The following is a 17,748-nucleotide window of genomic DNA, read 5'->3' as shown; positions in this document are numbered from 1 at the left end:
GCGGGGCGGGCGGCCCCAAGGGCCCGGGAGCGGTCGGGGTCGGCTCCTCGCAGCGGCACACTTCCAGGCCCGCTGCCAGGGCGGCCCGCAGGTAGTCACCCGTGCGGTGGGCGTAGGAGGCGAGCCGGGCCGGGCTGCCGTCGGCGCGGCGCACCGGCGGGACCACGCCGCGGGCCACCTGATCGGGGTGGACGTCCGCGACGACGATCTGCCCGCCCGGTCGCAGGACCCGCGCGAACTCGGCGAGGACCGGGGCGAGTTCGGGCACGTGGGTCAGGGCCAGGGAGCAGGCCACCAGGTCGACGGAGGCGTCGTCCAGCGGCAGTTCCCGCAGATCGCCGAGGCGGAAGTCGCCCTCGGGGACCCGGCGCCGGGCCCGCGCCAGCATCGCGGGGGAGCTGTCCACGCCCACGACCCGATGGCCGCGCCCGGCGAGGAACGCGGCCACCCGCCCGGTGCCGCAGGCCGCGTCGAGCGCTACCGCATCCGGCGCGGGCGCGCCCGTGACCTCGGCGAGGAACGGTTCCTCGTAACCGAACGCCGTGTTGGGGCTGTCGTACGTCGCCGACCAGAGCCCGTACCCCTCGACGGTGTCGATCCGCGCCACGTCCACCGCCGCCTCCGCGAGCGAGGTGTCCTCGACGAGCCGGCGGACCTCCTCGATGCGTTCCGCCACGAACGCCCGGCCGTGTTCTCCGGTGAACGCCCGCATGAGGGCGATGCCTTCGAGGCCGAGCGCGTAGGCGAGCGGGTTCTCGTGCGTCATGCGGGCGACGGTAGTGACGCCCCCGCCGCCCGGGCCAAGGCATTTACGCGGGTACCGCGACCCCCAGCGGGAAGTGGCAGGCCACCTGGTGCTCGGGTGAGTCCGGTGCGGACACCGGCGGGGCGGTCGTCGCGCAGAGGTCCTGGGCGATCGGGCACCGCGTGCGGAAGCGGCAGCCCGACGGGGGCCGCGCGGCCGACGGGGTCTCGCCCGTCAGCGGCGTACCCGAGGGGGTCGCCTCGGGGTCCGGGACGTTCACCGTGTCGAGCAGGCCCCGCGTGTAGGGGTGCAACGGACGTGCGTAGACCTGCTCGGCCGGGCCCACCTCCACCAGCTTGCCGAGGTACATGACACCGACCGTGTCGGCGAGGTAGCGGACGACGGCCAGGTCGTGCGAGATGAACAGGTACGTGAGTCCGCGCTCGCGCTGCAGTTCCCGCATGAGGTTGAGGATCTGCGCCTGCACCGAGACGTCGAGCGCCGAGACAGGTTCGTCCGCCACCACCAGCTCCGGGGAGAGCGTCAACGCCCTTGCCAGGCCGAGGCGTTGGCGCTGGCCGCCGGAGAACTCGTGCGGATAGCGGTGCACGGCGCCGCGCGGCAGCCCGACCGCGTCGAGGAGTTCGCCGATCAGCTTCTCCTGCTCGGCGCGGTTGCCGACGCCCTGGATGACGAGGGGTTCGCGCAGGATCTCGCCGACCCGCATGCGCGGGTCCATCGCCGCCGTCGAGTCCTGGAACATCAGCTGGACGCGCCTGCGGTGCGCCCGGCGGTCGGCACGGGAGAGCTCCGCGCGGTCGCGGCCCTCGAATCGGACGGCCCCGCCCGTCGGCTCCTCCAGACCCGCCACGATGCGTCCCAGCGTCGTCTTGCCGCAGCCGGACTCGCCGACCATGCCGAACGTCTCGCCCTTGCGCACGCTCAGGGACACCCCGCCGACGGCACTGACGGTCCCCCTGCTGCGGGAGAACGGTCCGCCCTTGAGGGGGAACTCCTTGACCAGGTCGTCGAGTTCGAGCAGGACGTCACCGGGCGCGGTCTCCTGCGCCGGGACCGGCGCGGGCGTCACCACCTCGTCCTGCGCCGCCTCCCGCGCGTCGGGCACCGGGTGGAAGCACGCGAACCGGTGCCCGACGCCCTGCGCGTCGTCGTCCGTCAGTACCGGCTCCTCGGTGCGGCACTCGTCCGTCGCGAACAGGCAGCGCGGCGCGAAGCGGCAGCCCGTCGGGCGCACCGTCAGGCTCGGCGGCAGTCCTGCGATGGTGTGCAGCGCGGTGTGGTGGTCGGCGGCGCGCTCGGGCAGCGCCGCGAACAGCGCCTCGGTGTAGCGGTGGCGCGGGCGCGCGAACAGGCCGCGGACATCGGCCTGTTCGGCGACCTTGCCCGCGTACATCACGGCCACCTTGTCGACACGGTTCGCGATGACGCCGAGGTCGTGCGTGACCAGGATCATCGCCATGCCGAGCCGGGCACGCAGATCGTCGATGAGCTCCAGGATCTGGTGCTGCGTCGTCACGTCCAGAGCGGTCGTCGGCTCGTCCGCGATGAGCAGCTTCGGTTCGCAGGCCAGGGCCATGGCGATCGCGACGCGCTGGCGCATGCCGCCGGACAGCTGGTGCGGGTACGCCTTCATCCGCTCGGCCGGCTGCGGCATGCCGACCAGGCCCAGCGTCTCCTCGGCCCGCGCCCAGGCCTGCTTCCTCGACACCCCGCGGTGCAGCAGGAGCGGCTCCGCGACCTGCGCGCCGATCGTCATCGTCGGGTTGAGGGAGGTCAGCGGGTCCTGGAAGACCATGCCGATGGTGTTGCCACGGACGTCCTGCAGGACGGGCGCGGGCGCGGCGGCCAGGTCGTGCCCGTCGAAGAGGATGCGGCCACCGGTCACGGTGCCGCCGGGCGGCAGCAGGCCGAGGACGCTGAGCGCCGTCATGGTCTTGCCGCAGCCGGACTCCCCGACCACGCCGAGCGCCTCGCCGGGCGCGAGGTCGAGCGAGATGCCGTCGAGGGCGTGCACGGTGCGTTCACGCGAGGCGATGTCGACCCGCAGGTCGTCGATCCTGAGCAGGGGCTCGGTCATCTTGGGGTCTCCGTTACTTCCGCAGCCGTACTTCGAACGCGTCCCGCAGCCCGTCGCCGATGAAGTTGAACGCGGCGACGACCAGCACGATCGCGATGCCCGGCGGGAAGATCAGCCACCAGTAGCCGTTCTGCGTGTAGGTGATGCCGGCCGACAGCATCGAGCCCCAGTCGGCGGACGGCGGCGGGATGGACAGGCCGAGGAAGGCGAGATAGCTGACGTAGAGGATGGCGTCGGCGATCTGGAACGTGCAGTTGACGATGACCGTGCCGATGGCGTTCGGCACGATGTGCTTGAAGACGGCCCGCGCGCCGCCGCCGCCCATCATCCGCATGGCCTGCACGTACTCGCGGTTGCGCAGCGACAGCGCCTCGCCGCGCACCAGCCGGGCGGGGGAGAGCCAGGCGACGCCCGCGATGATGAGGATCAGGACGCCCTTGCTGGGCGTGATGATCGCGGCGACGACCACGAGCAGGAACATCGCCGGGATGGCGAGGGCCGCGTCGGTGACGCGCATCATCGCGGCGTCCACCCAGCCGCCGAAGTAGCCGGCCACGGCGCCGTACACCGTCCCGAACAGGGTCGCCAGCAGCCCGGCCGCCAGGCCGATCTCCAGGGAGGTCTGCCCGGCGACCATCAGTCGGCCGACCATGTCGTAGCCGAGGTCGGTGGTGCCGAGCAGATGCCCGGCCGCGCCCGGCGACAGGTTGGCCTGGGAGAGGTTCGTGTGGACCTGCTCGGTGGGGTGCACCAGCGGGCCCAGGTAGCAGAAGGCCAGCAGCAGCACGAGCAGCACGACACCGCTCAGGGCCAGCTTGTTGCCGGTGAACACGCGCAGGGTGCGCCGGGCCAGCGAGGGCGTGGCCTGCGCGGCCGCCGCCTCGTCGTCGGTTCCGGGTATTGCGGGGGACACAGCGGACGTCATGCCACACTCCGGATCCGGGGGTCGAGGACGGCGTACAGGATGTCGGTGAGCAGCGAGCCGAGGACGGTCGCGATGCCGACGACGAGGGTCACACCGAGCAGCACGGGGAAGTCCGAGCCCTGCGCGGCGTTCCAGAACAGCAGGCCCATTCCCGGGTAGTTGAACATCGACTCGACGACGAGCGCGCCGCTGAACAGGGTCGGCAGGTACAGCCCGAGCAGAGTCGCGAGCGGGATCAGGGCGTTGCGCAGCACGTGCTTGACCATGATCCGGCGGTGCGACTGGCCCTTGGCCATGGCCGTGCGCACGTACTCCTCGGTGAGGTTGTCGAGGACCGCCGAGCGCATGTAGCGGCTGAACATGGCCACGATGCCGAACGCCATCGTCACCACCGGCAGGACCAACCCCGTGAAGTCGCCGAGGAGTTGGCCGATCGTCTCGCCCTGCGGCGCCTCCGCAGGGAAGATCGGCAGCACCTGCGCGAACAGGATGATCATGATGAGGCCGAGGAAGAAGACCGGCGTCGCGTACAGCAGGAAGGCGAGGCCCGTGAGCGCGTAGTCGGACGCCTTGCCGCGCCGCACCGCCTGCAGCAGCCCGAGCGGGACCGCGATGACGACCGCGAGCACCGTGGACAGGAGGGTGAGGAGCAGCGTCTTGGGCAGGCGCTGCTTGAGCAGTTCGAAGACGGGTGAGTTCAGCTTGTACGAGTCGCCGAGGTCCCCCGTGAACAGCCGCTTGAGGTACATCAGGTACTGCGTCGGCAGCGAACGGTCGTACCCCTGCTGGTGGTTGAAGTGCTCGATCTGCTGCGGAGTGCCCTTGGGTCCGAGGATCGCGCGGGCCGGCCCTCCGGGCAGCAGGTGCAGCAGGGTGAAGACGATGATCGAGACGAGGAACAGGACGACGAGCGCCTGGAGGAAACGCTTGACCAGAAAGCCGGTCACTTCGCGGCCTCCTTCTTCACGTTCTTGGAGTTCTTGACGTAGTACCAGTGCTGCGGGGCGAAGGTCACCGTCGGGTTCTGCTCGATGCCCCGCAAGTCGTTACGGATGACGGAGACTTGGTAGGCCGGGTTCGGCATCCACATCACCGGCAGCTGTTGGGCGAGGTACTCGCCGTACTCGTGGACCGCCTTCATGTCGGGGGAGTACTGCACGGCCCGGATGATCCGGTCGGCCTTCTTGTCGCTGTAGTTGCCGAAGTTGGCGGAGGCGCCGGTCGAGAAGAGCTGCTCGCCGCTCGGGTTGAGCGGGTAGTACCAGCTGCCCGCGGTGCCGAAGAACGACATGTCCCAGTCGCAGCCGGCGTCCTTCGCCTTGCAGGGGACGGAGTTGCCGAGCACGGAGTTCAGCGGCTGCTGGCGCACGGTCAGGTCGATGCCGGCCTTGCTGAGCGACGACTTGAGCTCCTGCATCATGTTCGTCGTCTCGGTCGAACCGGACTGCGACAGCAGCGTCAGTTCCAGCGGGTCGTTCTTCCCGATCCCCTTGCCGCACTCGTCGGCACCGGTGCCGGGACGCAGGCAGCGCGCGACGCCGTCCTCGGTCCTCCAACCGTGCGCGGACAGGAGCGACTTCGCCTTCGCGACGGAGAAGGGGTACGGGTTGTGCGCCATCTTCTGTGACAGGTACTGGCTCTTCGGCGTGACCGGCACCGGGCCGAGCGTCGGGGTGGCGCTGCCCTGCCAGATGACCTTGCTCATCGCGTTCTGGTCGACGAGGTGCTGCATCGCCTGCCGGACGTAGAGCTGGTTCATCGCCGGGCCCGCGTGCGTGGACCGGAAGTTGTAGACGATGTAGGTCGCCGCCCAGCCCTCCCACGGGTCCACGCGGTAGCCCTTGTCCTGGAACTTCTCCTTCTGCGCCATCACCGACGGCGGGATGTACCCGTAGTCGACCCCGCCCGACCGCAGCACGTTGTACTCGGAGTCGGCGGTCGTGAACGGTTTGAAGACCACCTTGTCGAGGTGCGGCCGCTCGGACTTCGGGCCCGTGTACTTCTCGTTCGGGACGATGGTGACCTGCCCGGTGTCGCGCCAACCAGCGAGTTTCCAGGGGCCGTTGACGGTCTGCCAGAGCGGGTCGCTGCCGTACGAGCCGAGGCTCTTGGCGTGCTGCGTGAGCCGCGCGAAGACCGCCTTGGCGCCCTTCGGCGTGCGGTCCGCGTCGCCGACCTTCCCGCCGTCCTGCGTCGCGTCCCAGGCGTGCTGCGGCAGGGCCCGCATGAGGGTGAGCTGGTTCGCCGTGAACCAGTCCGGGTTGTACGAGCGATCGAGGCGCAGCCGCACCGTGTGGTCGTCGACGACCTCGAACTTCTTGACGTTGTCCGGCATCGTGCCGACCGAGTAGCTGCCCCAGTCGGCCTTGTTCGCCTTGACCAGGTTGAACCAGAACTCCAGGTCGCGCGCGGTCACCCGCGTTCCGTCGGACCACTTCACGCCCTGGCGCAGCGGCACCGTGACGGTCCGGTTGCCGTCGCTGTACCGCGGCTCCAGTCCGAGCGTGCTCGGTCCGTGCGTGGTCAGCTCGCCCTTCTCCTGCACGGCGTCGTACACCGGCATGTAGAGGAGCGTCTGGATCGCGTAGTTGTAGGAGGCTCCGTAGCCCGGCGCCCCGATCGGGAAGATCCAGTTCGGGGTGGCCGCGGGCGGCAGTGCCATCGTGGCCGTGCCGCCCGCGACGGGAGTGCCGCCGGTGGGCGCCATCGCGATGCGGCCGCCCTCGCGCGTGCAGCCGGTGAGCGCCACGAGTACCGCCACGAGGGCGAGCCCGGCGGACGCCGTTGACCTGAGGGAACGCATGCCGAAGGGCCTCCAAGAGGGACAGGAGCCTGCCCCGTGCCACGGATCGACAGGGCGGCGCCCGAACGCTAAGGCGACTGTTCGAATCAAGTCAATAGGTTCATTCGGAAAGCAGGTGAAAGGCGGGAGGGTCTGGTCAACTTGCTTCGAGTCCGGTTACTGTTCGGCCTGCTATCGAACTAACTTTCCGAACGCATCGAAGCAAGTGACCGGGGGCGGCATGTCCGACACAGCGCACGACGCAGAGCCGGGCTCGGCGCAGCACATACTCCGGCTCGTCTCGTCCGGAGCGGCCTCCTCCCGGGCCGATCTCGTACGGGAGTTGGGGCTCGCCCCCTCCACGGTGTCGCTGCGCGTGCAGGAACTCGTCACGGCCGGGGTGCTCACCGAATCCGGCGAGGGTGCCTCGCGCGGCGGACGCCGGCCCCGGCTGCTGCGGGTCACGGCGCACGGCGGCGTCGCGCTCGCCGCGGACCTCGGCAGCCACCACGCCCGGCTGGGCGCCGTCGACCTCGGCGGTACGGTCCACGACGCCCTGGACCTGCCGCACGACATCACCGCGGGTCCGGATTCGGCCGTCGACTGGCTGTGCGCGCAAGTGGCCCGCATGGCGGACGTACAGCGTGCGGCGGGACGTACCGTACGGGCGCTCGGCGTGGCCTTCCCCGGGCCCGTCGCCCCCGCCGACGGCCGCGTCCTGAGCCCCTCGCGGATGCCGGGCTGGCACCGCTTCCCGCTGCGCGACGTCCTTGCCGAACGGCTCGGCATGCCCGTCACCGTCGCCAACGACGCCACGATGATGGCCGTCGGCGAGCACCGCACGACCCGGCCCGACCTCGACCACATGGTCGTCGTCAAGGCGGGCCGCGGCATCGGCAGCGGGGTGATCGTCGCGGGTCGCCCGCACGACGGTGCGACCGGCAGCGCGGGCGACATCAGTCACGTGCGCGTCGAGGCGGCCGGCGAGCGGCCGTGCTCCTGCGGCAACATCGGCTGCCTGGAGACCGTCGCCAGCGGCGCCGCCCTCATCCGCGAACTCGCCGCGCAGGGCGTCGAGGTGGCGGACACCGGAGAGCTGTTGCGGCTCGTCGCCGACGGCGACCCCGTCGCCACCACCCTCGTACGTACCGCGGGACGCCACATCGGCACCGTCCTGTCGGTCGTCGTGAACTTCTTCAACCCGCAGGCCGTCGCCCTCGGCGGTGTCCTCGCCACCGCCGAACCCCTCGTCGCGGCCGTCCGCGGAGTCCTCTACGAGCGCTGCCTGCCGCTCGCCACCGCGGACCTGGAGATCACCACCACCAGCGCGGGGCCCGACGCGGGCCTGCTCGGCGCCGGCCTGACGGCCCTGCACCAGAACCTCGTCCACGCCACCTCCGCACCCCAGGAAGAGAGCGCCCCCGCATGACCCGCACCACCCCGGTCCCCGGCCGCCGCCTGCGCATCGGCATCGGCGGCATCGGCATCGAGTCGTCCACGTTCTGTCCGCACCGCTCCACCACCGACGACTTCCGGCAGACCCGCGGACAGGACCTCCTCGACCGCTACACGTGGACGCGGCCCGGCGGCGACCTCGACGCCCTCGTCGAGTGGGTGCCGCTGCTGCACGCCACGTCGCTGCCCGGCGGCCCCGTCGAGGCCGAGTCGTACCTGATCCTGAAGAACGAACTCGTCACCCGCATACGCGAGGCGGGCCCGCTCGACGGTCTCGTCTACGACATCCACGGCGCCATGAGCGTCATCGGCCTCACCGACGCCGAGGGCGACCTGACCGAGGCCGTGCGCGCGGCCCTCGACCACAACGGCACCCCGGACGGCACGGGCCGCCCCATGATCTCCACGGCCATGGACCTGCACGGCAACGTCTCGCGCCGCTTCGCCGAGCCGATCGACCTGCTCACCGCCCACCGGCTCGCTCCGCACGAGGACGCCTGGGACACCCGGGAGCGCGCCGCCCGCAACCTCGTGCACTGCCTGCGCGAGGGCGTCCGCCCGCACCGCGCCTGGGTCCAGGTCCCGGTCCTGCTCCCCGGCGAGAAGACCAGCACCCGCCTCGAACCCGCCAAGTCGCTCTACGCCTCGCTCGCCGACATCGAGAAGAAGGACGGCATCCTCGACGCCGCGATGTGGGTCGGCTACGCCTGGGCCGACGAGCCGCGCTGCAAGGCCGCCATCGTCGTCACCGGCGAGGACGCCGAACGCGCCGCCCGGGAGGCGGAGTTGCTGGCCCGCCGCTACTGGGACGCCCGCAAGGACTTCGTCTTCGTCGGCCCGACCGGCAGCGCCGAGGAGTGCATCGACAAGGCCGTGGCCTCCGACAAGCGGCCGTTCCTCATCAGCGACTCCGGCGACAACCCGACGGCGGGCGGCGCGGGCGACCTCGCGTACATGCTGGGCAAGCTCCTCGCGCACGACGCGATCCGCTCCGGCAAGGTCACGGCCGTCCACCCGGGCATCACCGACCCCGTCGCCGTCGCCGCCTGCTTCGAGGCCGGCATCGGCGCCGAGGTGACGCTCAGTGTCGGTGGGAAGGTGGACGGCAACCACGGCGGGCCCTACGAACTCACCGGCACCGTCGAGGCGTTGCAGCGCGCCGCCGACCAGAAGGACCGTGCCGAGGGCGGCGCCTACGACCGCGGCGTCGACATGGCGGCCGTCCGCGTCGGCGGCCTCACCGTCGTCCTCGTCGAGCGCCGCAAGCCGTTCCACACCCTCGCGGACTTCACGGGCCCGGCCGAGGGAGGCCTCGGCATCGACCCGCGCACGTACGACCTGGTCGTCGTCAAGATCGGCTACCTGGAGCCCGAGCTGTACGACATGGCCGCCGACTGGCTGCTCGCCCTCACCCCCGGCGGCGTCGATCAGGACCTCCTGCGCCTGGGCCACCACCGCGTCGAGCGCCCGCTGTACCCCTTCGACGAGGACGCGTACGAGTCCGGCGAGGCCCCCGACCTCACGCCCGTCCTTCTCTAGCGGTTCTCCTCGGGGCTCAACTCATCCACTGCGCCTCGTACGTGGCGTACGTGCCGTCGTGCGTCGCGAGGTGCACGAACTGGGTCACGTACTCCTGGAAGTCGCGGTCGCCGCGCGGCGTCGCGTACGCCTTCTCCGAGAACGTGAACGGCTTGTCGGGGTGGACCGAGCACAACTCGGGGTGGAGCTTCGCCTGGTAGAGCGTCTCGCTCGCGTCGGTCATCATCACGTCCGCCCGGCCCGCCACGATCTCGTCGAAGACCGTGGTGTTGTCCGGGTGGACAGTGAGGGTGGCCTTCTTGATGTTCGCGCGGGCGAACTGCTCGTTCGTGCCACCGGGGTTGACCACCACGTCGGTGCCGGCCTGGTCGATGTCCTCCAACGTCTGGTACTTGTCCTTGTCCGCACAGCGCACGATCGGCGTCTTGCCGTCCTCGCGGGTCGGCTCGCTGAAGTACACCTGCCGGGCGCGCGGCAGCGTGACGGAGACACCGCCGACGGCGATGTCGCACCTGCCGCCCGACACGTCCGGCACCAGGTCGGCCCATGTGGTGTCCACGAAGCGGGCCTCGGCGTCGAGGCTCTTCGCGAGGTCGCGCGCCATGTCGACGTCGACGCCGCTGTACGAGCCGTCCTTCGGGTCCTTGTACGTGAACGGCCGGTAGTCGCCCGTCGTGCACACGCGCAGCACCCCGGCCTTGGGCACGGAGTCGAGCAGGCTGGCCTGCGGCTTCTGCGCGGGGCGGTGGGCGGCCGTCGGCGCCGCGGGCGCGGCGGCGGTCAGGGCCAGCAGGCAGACCAGTGCGGACAGGGTGGCGGCACGCTTCTTGGACGCGCTGCGGCTCATCTCGGCTCCTCAGCAGGGTGGTTGTGGAGTGAAGTGATCACTCGGGCATCACCCTGGCAGAAGAGTTCGCGCCGGTGAAGGCGGTGTCCACGGCTCAAGAACGGGTCGACTCCGGTGAACGCGTCCACATTCACGCGCTACCGGCCGAACGGCACCGACAGGGCTACCGGCACGTGACCCACCGGGTCAGAACGCCGAGATGACCCGGTGCCGGGCGGGTGCCGCCGTCCGTGCGGATGCGGTGGTCGGCGCCGGGGAACACCTCGACGGTCAGCGGCGCCCGGGGGGCACGACCCGGATGACAGGCCGCTGCCGTGAACAGGCGGACGCTCTCGGCGACGGGGACCAGCGGGTCGGCGCCCCCGTAGACCGCCAGGTGCGGGCAGCGCAGGCGCAGCGCGTCGGGAACGGGATCGTGGTCCTGCTTGCGCTTGAGGAACTCCCAGAGGCGCTCGTCCACACCGGCCCAGTAGTCGGCCAACGAGACCGCTGCTCCGGCGGACGCGACGAGGCGCGTCGCCTCGCCGAAGTCGGCGTCCCGGCGGCCCGCCTCCGCCAGCCGGTCGAACAGCGCCAGGGAGTCGTCGACGTCCTGCTGCGCAAAGTGCCGCCGCCGCAGGGTGTTGGCCAGTGCGAAGCGGTCCTGCGCTTGGGGAGTCATGCCCGGGCAGCTGTTGGTGATCACCCAGGGCAGGCGGTCCCGGGCGGTGGCGGCGGCGCGCAGTACGACCCAGCCGCCCTCGCTGTGCCCGAACAGCCCGACGGCCTCCGCACGAACTCCGGGCCGTGCGCGCAGGAAGTCCAGCGCGGCACCCGCGTCGGCCGCCAGATCGTCCAGGGTCGCGTCGCGCCAGTCGCCGGACGACGCGCCGACGCCCCGCTTGTCGTAGGACAGCACGGCGCACCCGGCGTCCGCGAAGTGCCGGCCGATCAGCGAGAAGTACCCGTCGTTGGTGCGGTCCGCAGGGCCGGACCCCCCGACCATGACGACGCCGGGACACGCCGTACCTCCCGCGGGGACCGTCAGCGCACCGGCCAGGTGCACGGACGCGTTGCTGAAGGCGACGGCGCGCGGACCCGGACCACTCGGCATCGCACCAGCGTCCCGCCACGCGCGGGACTTCACCAGTGCGCGGGCGATCGGGAACGCGGACAGTTGCGACACTGACCTTCGCAGCCGCGCACCGGACCACGTACGAAGCCCGGAGGACCTGGAAGCCATGCACCTCGACGACGAAGCCGCCGACGCACCCGTCATCCACAGCAACGACCGCGGATCCTTCGCCCGGGGCGTGCTCGCCGAGCGGCACCCGGCCCTCCTGCGGAAGGTGCGCGACGCCTTCCCGTACGGGCCCGAGCAGCACCGCGCGCTCGACGCCCTGGCGGAGCGGATCACCCACGGAGTCATCGAACCGCTCCCCGCCGACGCGCACGACGCCGCACAGTGGCGGATCTGGGGCCGCGACCACTTCGGCGCATCGTGGTTCGCGGCGCCGTTCCTCTGGGCGGAGAGCTACTTCTACCGCCAACTCCTCGAAGCCGTCGACTACTTCCGCCCCGGGCCCTGGCAGGGCATCGACCCGTTCCGCCCGTTCAAGGAGGCGGAACTGCACACCGACGAGGCCGACGCCGAGCTCGCCGCCCTCGACCGGCTCGCGCCGCTGCTGGCCGAGGACCAGGCGCAGGCACTGCTGCTGGGCTCGCTCTGGGGCAACCGCGCCGACCTCGGCTTCCGCATGGCCGGGGACGAGGGCGAGGGCGGGGACGGAGCCGGAGAGGCCACGGCCGACGCACGCCTCGTCGCCGACGACTCGGCGCTGCTCTGGTCGCTGCTCGCGCCCGGCGCCCCGGCCACCCTGTGCCTGGTCGCGGACAACGCCGGTCGCGAACTCCTGCCCGACCTCGTCCTCATCGACCACCTCCTGCGCCACGGGCACGCCGGGCGCGTCGTCCTGCACGTCAAGCCGTATCCGTACTACGTCTCCGACGCCCTCCCCACCGACGTGATCGACTGCCTGCGCCGCCTGCGCAGGGCACGCGGCGCCGCGGCCGAGGTCGGCGCGCGTCTGTGGGCGGCCATGGGCGACGGGCGTCTCGGGATCCGGGCCCATGCCTTCTCCTGCGCGCCCCTGCCGTACGCGGACATGCCCGACGACCTGCCCTCCGAGTTCGCCGAGGCCACCGTGACCGTGTTCAAGGGCGACCTCAACTACCGCCGACTGGTCGGCGACCGACTGTGGCCGCCGACCAGCCCGTTCGCCGATCGCACCGCCTACTTCCCCGGTCCGGTCGCCGCACTGCGCACCCTGAAGTCCGATGTCGTCGTCGGCCTGGACGCGCCGACGGAGGCGGCGCTGGTGGCGGAACACGGGCAGAAGTGGCGTACCGGCGGCACCCACGCCCTGATCCAGGCGGCGACCCGTGGAGGCGAAGGGAAGGGCTGATCCGGGAGGCGGCTCCCGGCGGCGGTCAGACGGAGCGGTGGTACTGCTCCGGCACGTGCACGTCGGCGCCGAGTTCCCGTGCCGCGTGCCGGGCGAACGAGGGGTCGCGCAGCAGCTCACGGCCGAGCAGCACCGCGTCGGCCTCGCCGTCCACGACGATCTTCTCGGCCTGCTGCGGGTCGGTGATGAGGCCGACGGCCGCGGCCGGCACCCCGGCCTCGTTGCGGACGCGCGCCGCGAACGGGACCTGGTAGCCGGGCCCGACCGGGATGCGCACGCCCGATGCGTTGCCGCCGGTCGACACGTCGATCAGGTCGACGCCGTGCGCCTGAAGCTCGGCGGCGAAGCGGACGGTGTCGTCGGCGCTCCAGCCGGCCTCGCCCTCCAGCCAGTCGGTGGCGGAGATGCGGAAGAACAACGGGAGTTCGTCGGGCCAGACGGCGCGCACGGCGTCCGTGACCTCAAGGGCGAAGCGCGTGCGGTTCTCGTAGGAGCCGCCGTACGCGTCGGTGCGCTTGTTGGAGTGCGGGGAGAGGAACTGGCCGACGAGGTAGCCGTGGGCGCCGTGGATCTCGGCGACCTCGAACCCGGCGTCCAGGGCGCGCCGCGCGGCGTCCGCGAACTGCTGGACGATCTCCTTGATCCCCTCGACGGTGAGCTCGGTCGGCACCGCGTGGCGCTCGTCGAAGGGGATCGGGCTGGGAGCGACCGCCTGCCACCCGTGCGCCTCGGGGCCGACCGGCGCGCCGCCCCGCCAGGGGCGGTCCGTGCTGGCCTTGCGCCCCGCGTGGCCGAGCTGGATGCCGGGCACGGTGCCCTGCGACTTGAAGAACGCCGTGATGCGGCGGAAGGCCTCCACCTGCGTGTCGTTCCAGATCCCCAGGTCGTACGGCGAGATCCGGCCCTCGGGGCTGACGCCCGTCGCCTCGACGATGATCAGTCCCGTGCCGCCCGCGGCCCGCGCGCCGTAGTGCTGGAAGTGCCAGTCCGTGGGGGCACCGGTCAGCGGGCCCTCGGGGGCCGCGCTGTACTGGCACATCGGCGGCATCCACACGCGGTTCGCGACAGTCAGCGACCGCAGGGTGTAGGGATCGAACAGCGCGCTCACGGCGGACTCCATTCGTACGGGCTCAGATGCGTGCCTCGTACGATAGACATCGTAGTACGGGGAATGTCAAACTACGAAGAGTCTCGTACAATCAAACCCGTCGCGACGCCCGCAGTCCCGACCGACACACCGCCAGACGCAAGGGGAGCCGCCATGACGACCGCCGCCGCGCACACCACCGGCAGCCGCACGCTCGCGCACCCCGAACGGGCCGAGATCCGCCTCGAAGCGGTGCTGCACGCGCTGGCCGATCCGCTGCGGCTCGCGGTCGTGCGCGAGATGGCGACCGCCGCGGATCCCGACGCGCAGGGCTTCTCCTGTTCGCACTTCGACCTGCCCGTCACCAAGTCGACGTCCACGCACCACTTCCGGGTGCTGCGCGAGAGCGGGGTGATCGAGCAGGTCTACCGCGGCACGGCGAAGCTGAACGGGCTGCGCAGGGCGGACCTAGACGCCCTGTTTCCCGGGCTGCTCGACAGCGTGCTCGACGCGGCTGCCCGGCAGGGCGACCGGCTCGCCGCCGACGGGAGCTGAACCCGCCTTCCGCGGAAGGTGGTTGAAGAGCAGGTTCAGGGCGATCGCGGTGAGACACCCCGCGCTGATCCCGCTGTCCATCACCGTCTGGAACCAGTCGGGGAACTTCGCATAGAGCGTCGGCACGCCCACCGGCAGCACGCCGATCGCCACGGACACGGCCACCACTGTCAGATTCCCGTTGCCCTCGAACTCCACCTTGGACAGGGTCCTGAGGCCGCTCGCCGCCACCGTCCCGAACATCACCAGGCCCGCGCCGCCCAGCACCGGCGAGGGGATCGCGGCGATCACCGCGCCCAGCTTCGGCAGCAGGCCGAGCAGCACGAGGATGCCGCCCGCCACGGCGACGACCCAGCGACTGCGCACCTTCGTCATGCCGACCAGGCCGACGTTCTGCGCGAACGCCGTGTACGGGAAGGTGTTGAACACGCCGCCGAGCACCGTCGAGAAGCCGTCCGCGCGCAGCCCGTCGGCGAGCGAGCGCGGGTCCACCGGGCGGTCCGTCAGCTCGCCGACGGCGATGAAGTCACCGGTCGTCTCGGTCATCGTCACCAGCGCCACGATCAGCATCGAGACGATCGCCGCACCGTGGAACTGCGGGGCGCCGAAGTGGAACGGCGTGCTGATACCCACCCAGTCCGCGTCGCCCACGGCGCCGAAGTCGGTGAAGCCCGTCGGTATCGCGAGGGCCGTACCGGCCACGATGCCGATGAGCACGGCGATCCGGCTCAGCGCGGGCGGCGCGAACCGCTGCACACCGAGCACGAGCGCGAGGACGAACGCCGCGAGCGCGAGGTTCTTCGGCTCCCCGAAGTCCTTCGCGCCGGCGCCGCCCGCCGCCCAGGTACCGGCGGTCGGCAGCAGCGACAGGCCGATGATCAGGATCACCGTGCCGGTCACCAGAGGCGGGAAGAACCGCAGCAGCCGTCCGAAGACCGGTGCGAGCAGCATCATCGCGAGCCCCGCGACGATCACCGCCCCGTAGATCGCGGGCAGTCCGCCGCCCGTCGTCCCGATCAGCACCATCGGCGACACCGCCGCGAACGTACAGCCCTGCACGATCGGCAGCCGGATGCCGAACCGCCACACGCCGACGCACTGGATCAGCGTCGCGACACCGCAGACGAGCAGATCGGCGGTGATCAGATACGCGAGATCGGCGGGCGACAGCTTCATCGCCCCGCCCACGATCAGCGGCACGGCGACCGCGCCGGCGTACATCGCGAGGACGTGCTGCAGCCCGAACGCCGCCAACTGGCGTGCGGGCGGGACCTGATCGACAGGGTGTGTCATACGTGCTCCAAGGCCGGGGGAGTCCGAGCGGACCTGTGGGGAGGTGGCGGCAGCACGAGACCGTAATCGCCTTGAACGGTTTGTTGATTTCGCGGTTGTTGCCGGGACGTGTCAGGCCCCGGGCCCGCCCCGCGCCGCGTTCAACAGGCCCGCCCAGTCGGGGATCTTCACCGACCCGCGCCCCAGCGAGCGCCCCAGCTCCGCCTCGGCGCGCTCGATGGCCCGCCACCCGTCCCACTCCACGGGGCGCACCCCGGCGGCGATCAGCCCGGCCAGCGGGTCCCCCGCGAGCTCCTTGTGTACGAGTGCGGGTGCGTCCTCGGCCAGGGAGGTCACCGTCTCCTTGGCGCAGGGCCGGTTCGTGCCGATGACGCCGGTCGGCCCGCGCTTGATCCACCCGGCGACGTACTCGCCGGGCGAGACGAGACCGCCGCGCAGCACCCGCCCCGCGGCATGCGGCACCGTCCCGCGCTCCGGGGCGAACGGCAGCCCCTGGAGCGGCACTCCGCGGTACCCCACCGACCGGAGCACGAGTTGCGCCCCGATCTCCTCGTACGTCCCCGTGCCGCTCACCCCGCCGAGGCCGTTCGGCCGGGTCCGTTCGAAGCGCACTCCCGCGACCCGCCCGTGGCCCTCGACGATCTCGACGGGCCGCAGGAAGAAGCGCAGATGGATGCGGCGGCCGGCGCCCGTGCGCGGCCGGGCGGCCCATTCGCGCAGCACGGCCACGTTGCGCCGGACGACGGCGGGCAGCGCGGTGGCGTCGAGGTATCCGGGATCGAGCGCCAACTCCCTTTCGTCCACGACGACTTCCGTGTCGGGAAGGGTGCCGAGCTCGCGCAGTTCCTTGGTGGTGAAGCGGGCCCCCGTCGGGCCGCGCCGCCCCACCATGAACACGTCGCGGACCTCGCTCCCGGCCAGCACCCCGAGGGCTGCCTGGGGCATGTCGGTGGGGGCGAGTTCGGTGGCGCCGCGCGCCAGCATGCGCGTCACGTCGACCGCCACGTTGCCGATGCCGATCGTCACGGCCGAGCGGACCTGTCGTACGTAGCCGTCGTCGCGGGCGTCCGGATGCGCGCTGTACCAGGCCACGAAGTCGGTCGCCGACCAACTGCCGGGGAGGTCCTCGCCGGGCACGTCGAGCCGGCGGTCGGTCGCCGCGCCGACGCAGTACACGACCGCGTGGTACAGCTCGAGCAGCTTCGCCGGGGGCAGCGCGGGGCCGACCTCCACGCCGCCGAAGAACCGGATCCGCTCGTCCTGCAGGACCGCTCGCAGGTTGTTCTGGAGCGACTTGATCTTCTCGTGGTCGGGCGCGACGCCGTAGCGCACCAGGCCGTACGGGGTGGGCAGCCGGTCGAGGACGTCGACGCGGACGTCCGGAAGGCCGGCTTGTTGCAGGAGGCTCTGGGCGGTGTAGACCCCGCTCGGCCCCGAACCGACGACGGCGATGTGCGGCACGGGCGGCTCCTTCCGCTGGCGTGCTGACGTCTCTCAGCATGACACCGTGCGCCCTCGCCCGGGAGGGAGCGGGCGTGAGCACCGGCGGCGAGCTGTCGGCGTGCCGTGAACTGACCATGTGTGATCACAGGGTTACCGTTCGCATGTGATGGAGAGTTCATTTCTCGACGTTGCTGATCAAATTCGACCGAATAGTTCTGTCTCGGTGTGGCCTCGATGGGAGGTCCAGGGGCACGGCAGTGCGGGGGGAGGAGTGTGGGGCGATGTGCCGAGCGGTGACTTCCTGCCGCCCTGGTTCCATGTCCGGCTGACGTTCGCCGACGGCACGAACGTCGACGTGCTCGCCGCGGTCACCCCGGACGGCGCGGCCATCGAGGACGTGCGCTCCCAGCCGCCGCTCTCCCTCGACGGCCTGGCCTGCCTGGCCGACTGGATCGAGGGGCCGCTCGAGGACGCCTGCCGGGTCGTCGCCGAACAGCACGGGCGGGCCGCCCGCGCCGCCGCCGAGCCCGAGGGG

Annotated in this window: 15 protein-coding genes; 5 read left to right on the top strand and 10 right to left on the bottom strand. The window is 71.6% G+C overall.

Translation table 11 applies throughout. The features are described 5' to 3' along the window. The 5 genes from G3I40_RS23980 to G3I40_RS23960 all read right to left on the bottom strand — a co-directional run. Nucleotides 1-766, bottom strand: a 766-nt coding sequence (locus G3I40_RS23980) for a methyltransferase domain-containing protein (RefSeq protein WP_164304180.1), incomplete at its 3' end; no start/stop codon positions are given. A 43-nt stretch (nucleotides 767-809) separates the two neighbouring features. After that, entirely contained in the window at nucleotides 810-2,843 is a 2,034-nt protein-coding gene (locus G3I40_RS23975) for an ABC transporter ATP-binding protein (RefSeq protein ID WP_164304179.1), read from the bottom strand. A gap of 13 nt (nucleotides 2,844-2,856) precedes the next feature. Further along, nucleotides 2,857-3,768, bottom strand: coding sequence for an ABC transporter permease (locus G3I40_RS23970; RefSeq protein WP_203644697.1), 912 nt, complete (start codon nucleotides 3,766-3,768; stop codon nucleotides 2,857-2,859). After that, the gene (locus tag G3I40_RS23965; protein ID WP_164304178.1) at nucleotides 3,765-4,715 is read right to left on the bottom strand and encodes an ABC transporter permease; all 951 of its coding nucleotides are present in this window, start codon (nucleotides 4,713-4,715) and stop codon (nucleotides 3,765-3,767) included. The genes G3I40_RS23970 and G3I40_RS23965 overlap by 4 nt, the downstream gene beginning before the upstream one ends. Then, entirely contained in the window at nucleotides 4,712-6,571 is a 1,860-nt protein-coding gene (locus G3I40_RS23960; protein WP_164304177.1) for a peptide ABC transporter substrate-binding protein, read from the bottom strand. Before G3I40_RS23960 ends, G3I40_RS23965 begins: the two co-directional genes overlap by 4 nt. A 220-nt stretch (nucleotides 6,572-6,791) precedes the next feature. Between G3I40_RS23960 and G3I40_RS23955 the strand changes: the two genes are divergently transcribed. Together G3I40_RS23955 and G3I40_RS23950 are read left to right on the top strand one after the other, a co-directional pair. Further along, nucleotides 6,792-7,979: an ROK family transcriptional regulator gene (locus G3I40_RS23955; RefSeq protein WP_164304176.1), complete on the top strand. Its 1,188-nt coding sequence runs from the start codon at nucleotides 6,792-6,794 to the stop codon at nucleotides 7,977-7,979. Beyond that, a complete protein-coding gene (locus tag G3I40_RS23950) occupies nucleotides 7,976-9,544 on the top strand; it encodes a M81 family metallopeptidase (protein ID WP_164304175.1) in 1,569 nt (522 codons plus the stop codon). The genes G3I40_RS23955 and G3I40_RS23950 overlap by 4 nt, the downstream gene beginning before the upstream one ends. 16 nt (nucleotides 9,545-9,560) lie before the next feature. Here G3I40_RS23950 and G3I40_RS23945 read toward each other — a convergent pair whose 3' ends face one another. Both G3I40_RS23945 and G3I40_RS23940 read right to left on the bottom strand, forming a co-directional pair. After that, nucleotides 9,561-10,391 carry a transporter substrate-binding domain-containing protein gene (locus G3I40_RS23945; RefSeq protein ID WP_164304174.1) on the bottom strand — a complete coding sequence of 277 codons (831 nt, stop codon included), beginning with the start codon at nucleotides 10,389-10,391 and terminating at the stop codon, nucleotides 9,561-9,563. A 163-nt stretch (nucleotides 10,392-10,554) separates the two neighbouring features. Further along, entirely contained in the window at nucleotides 10,555-11,484 is a 930-nt protein-coding gene (locus G3I40_RS23940; RefSeq protein ID WP_164304173.1) for an alpha/beta hydrolase, read from the bottom strand. Between the two features lie 127 nt (nucleotides 11,485-11,611). Between G3I40_RS23940 and G3I40_RS23935 the strand changes: the two genes are divergently transcribed. After that, nucleotides 11,612-12,835 carry a damage-control phosphatase ARMT1 family protein gene (locus G3I40_RS23935; RefSeq protein WP_164304172.1) on the top strand — a complete coding sequence of 408 codons (1,224 nt, stop codon included), beginning with the start codon at nucleotides 11,612-11,614 and terminating at the stop codon, nucleotides 12,833-12,835. 25 nt (nucleotides 12,836-12,860) lie between these two features. Here G3I40_RS23935 and G3I40_RS23930 read toward each other — a convergent pair whose 3' ends face one another. Further along, nucleotides 12,861-13,943, bottom strand: a complete 1,083-nt coding sequence (locus tag G3I40_RS23930; protein ID WP_164304171.1) for an NADH:flavin oxidoreductase/NADH oxidase — start codon at nucleotides 13,941-13,943, stop codon at nucleotides 12,861-12,863. 153 nt (nucleotides 13,944-14,096) lie between these two features. Between G3I40_RS23930 and G3I40_RS23925 the strand changes: the two genes are divergently transcribed. Continuing rightward, nucleotides 14,097-14,477: a helix-turn-helix transcriptional regulator gene (locus G3I40_RS23925; protein WP_164304170.1), complete on the top strand. Its 381-nt coding sequence runs from the start codon at nucleotides 14,097-14,099 to the stop codon at nucleotides 14,475-14,477. Here the strand turns inward: G3I40_RS23925 and G3I40_RS23920 are convergent. Together G3I40_RS23920 and G3I40_RS23915 are read right to left on the bottom strand one after the other, a co-directional pair. Next, a complete protein-coding gene (locus tag G3I40_RS23920; protein WP_164304169.1) occupies nucleotides 14,391-15,770 on the bottom strand; it encodes a nucleobase:cation symporter-2 family protein in 1,380 nt (459 codons plus the stop codon). The two genes, G3I40_RS23925 and G3I40_RS23920, sit on opposite strands and share 87 nt — an antisense overlap. Before the next feature lie 111 nt (nucleotides 15,771-15,881). After that, entirely contained in the window at nucleotides 15,882-17,231 is a 1,350-nt protein-coding gene (locus G3I40_RS23915) for an FAD/NAD(P)-binding protein (protein WP_164304168.1), read from the bottom strand. Between the two features lie 265 nt (nucleotides 17,232-17,496). On the opposite strand from G3I40_RS23915, the gene G3I40_RS23910 reads away from it, so the two are divergent. Further along, nucleotides 17,497-17,748: DUF6214 family protein (locus tag G3I40_RS23910; protein ID WP_343245010.1), on the top strand; the 252-nt coding region annotated here is incomplete at its 3' end.

It is taken from the genome of Streptomyces sp. SID14478, from assembly GCF_010548525.1.
Taxonomy (GTDB): domain Bacteria; phylum Actinomycetota; class Actinomycetes; order Streptomycetales; family Streptomycetaceae; genus Streptomyces.
The sequence above is the reverse complement of the archived record's forward strand: the minus strand, read 5'-3'. Positions and strand labels throughout refer to the sequence as shown.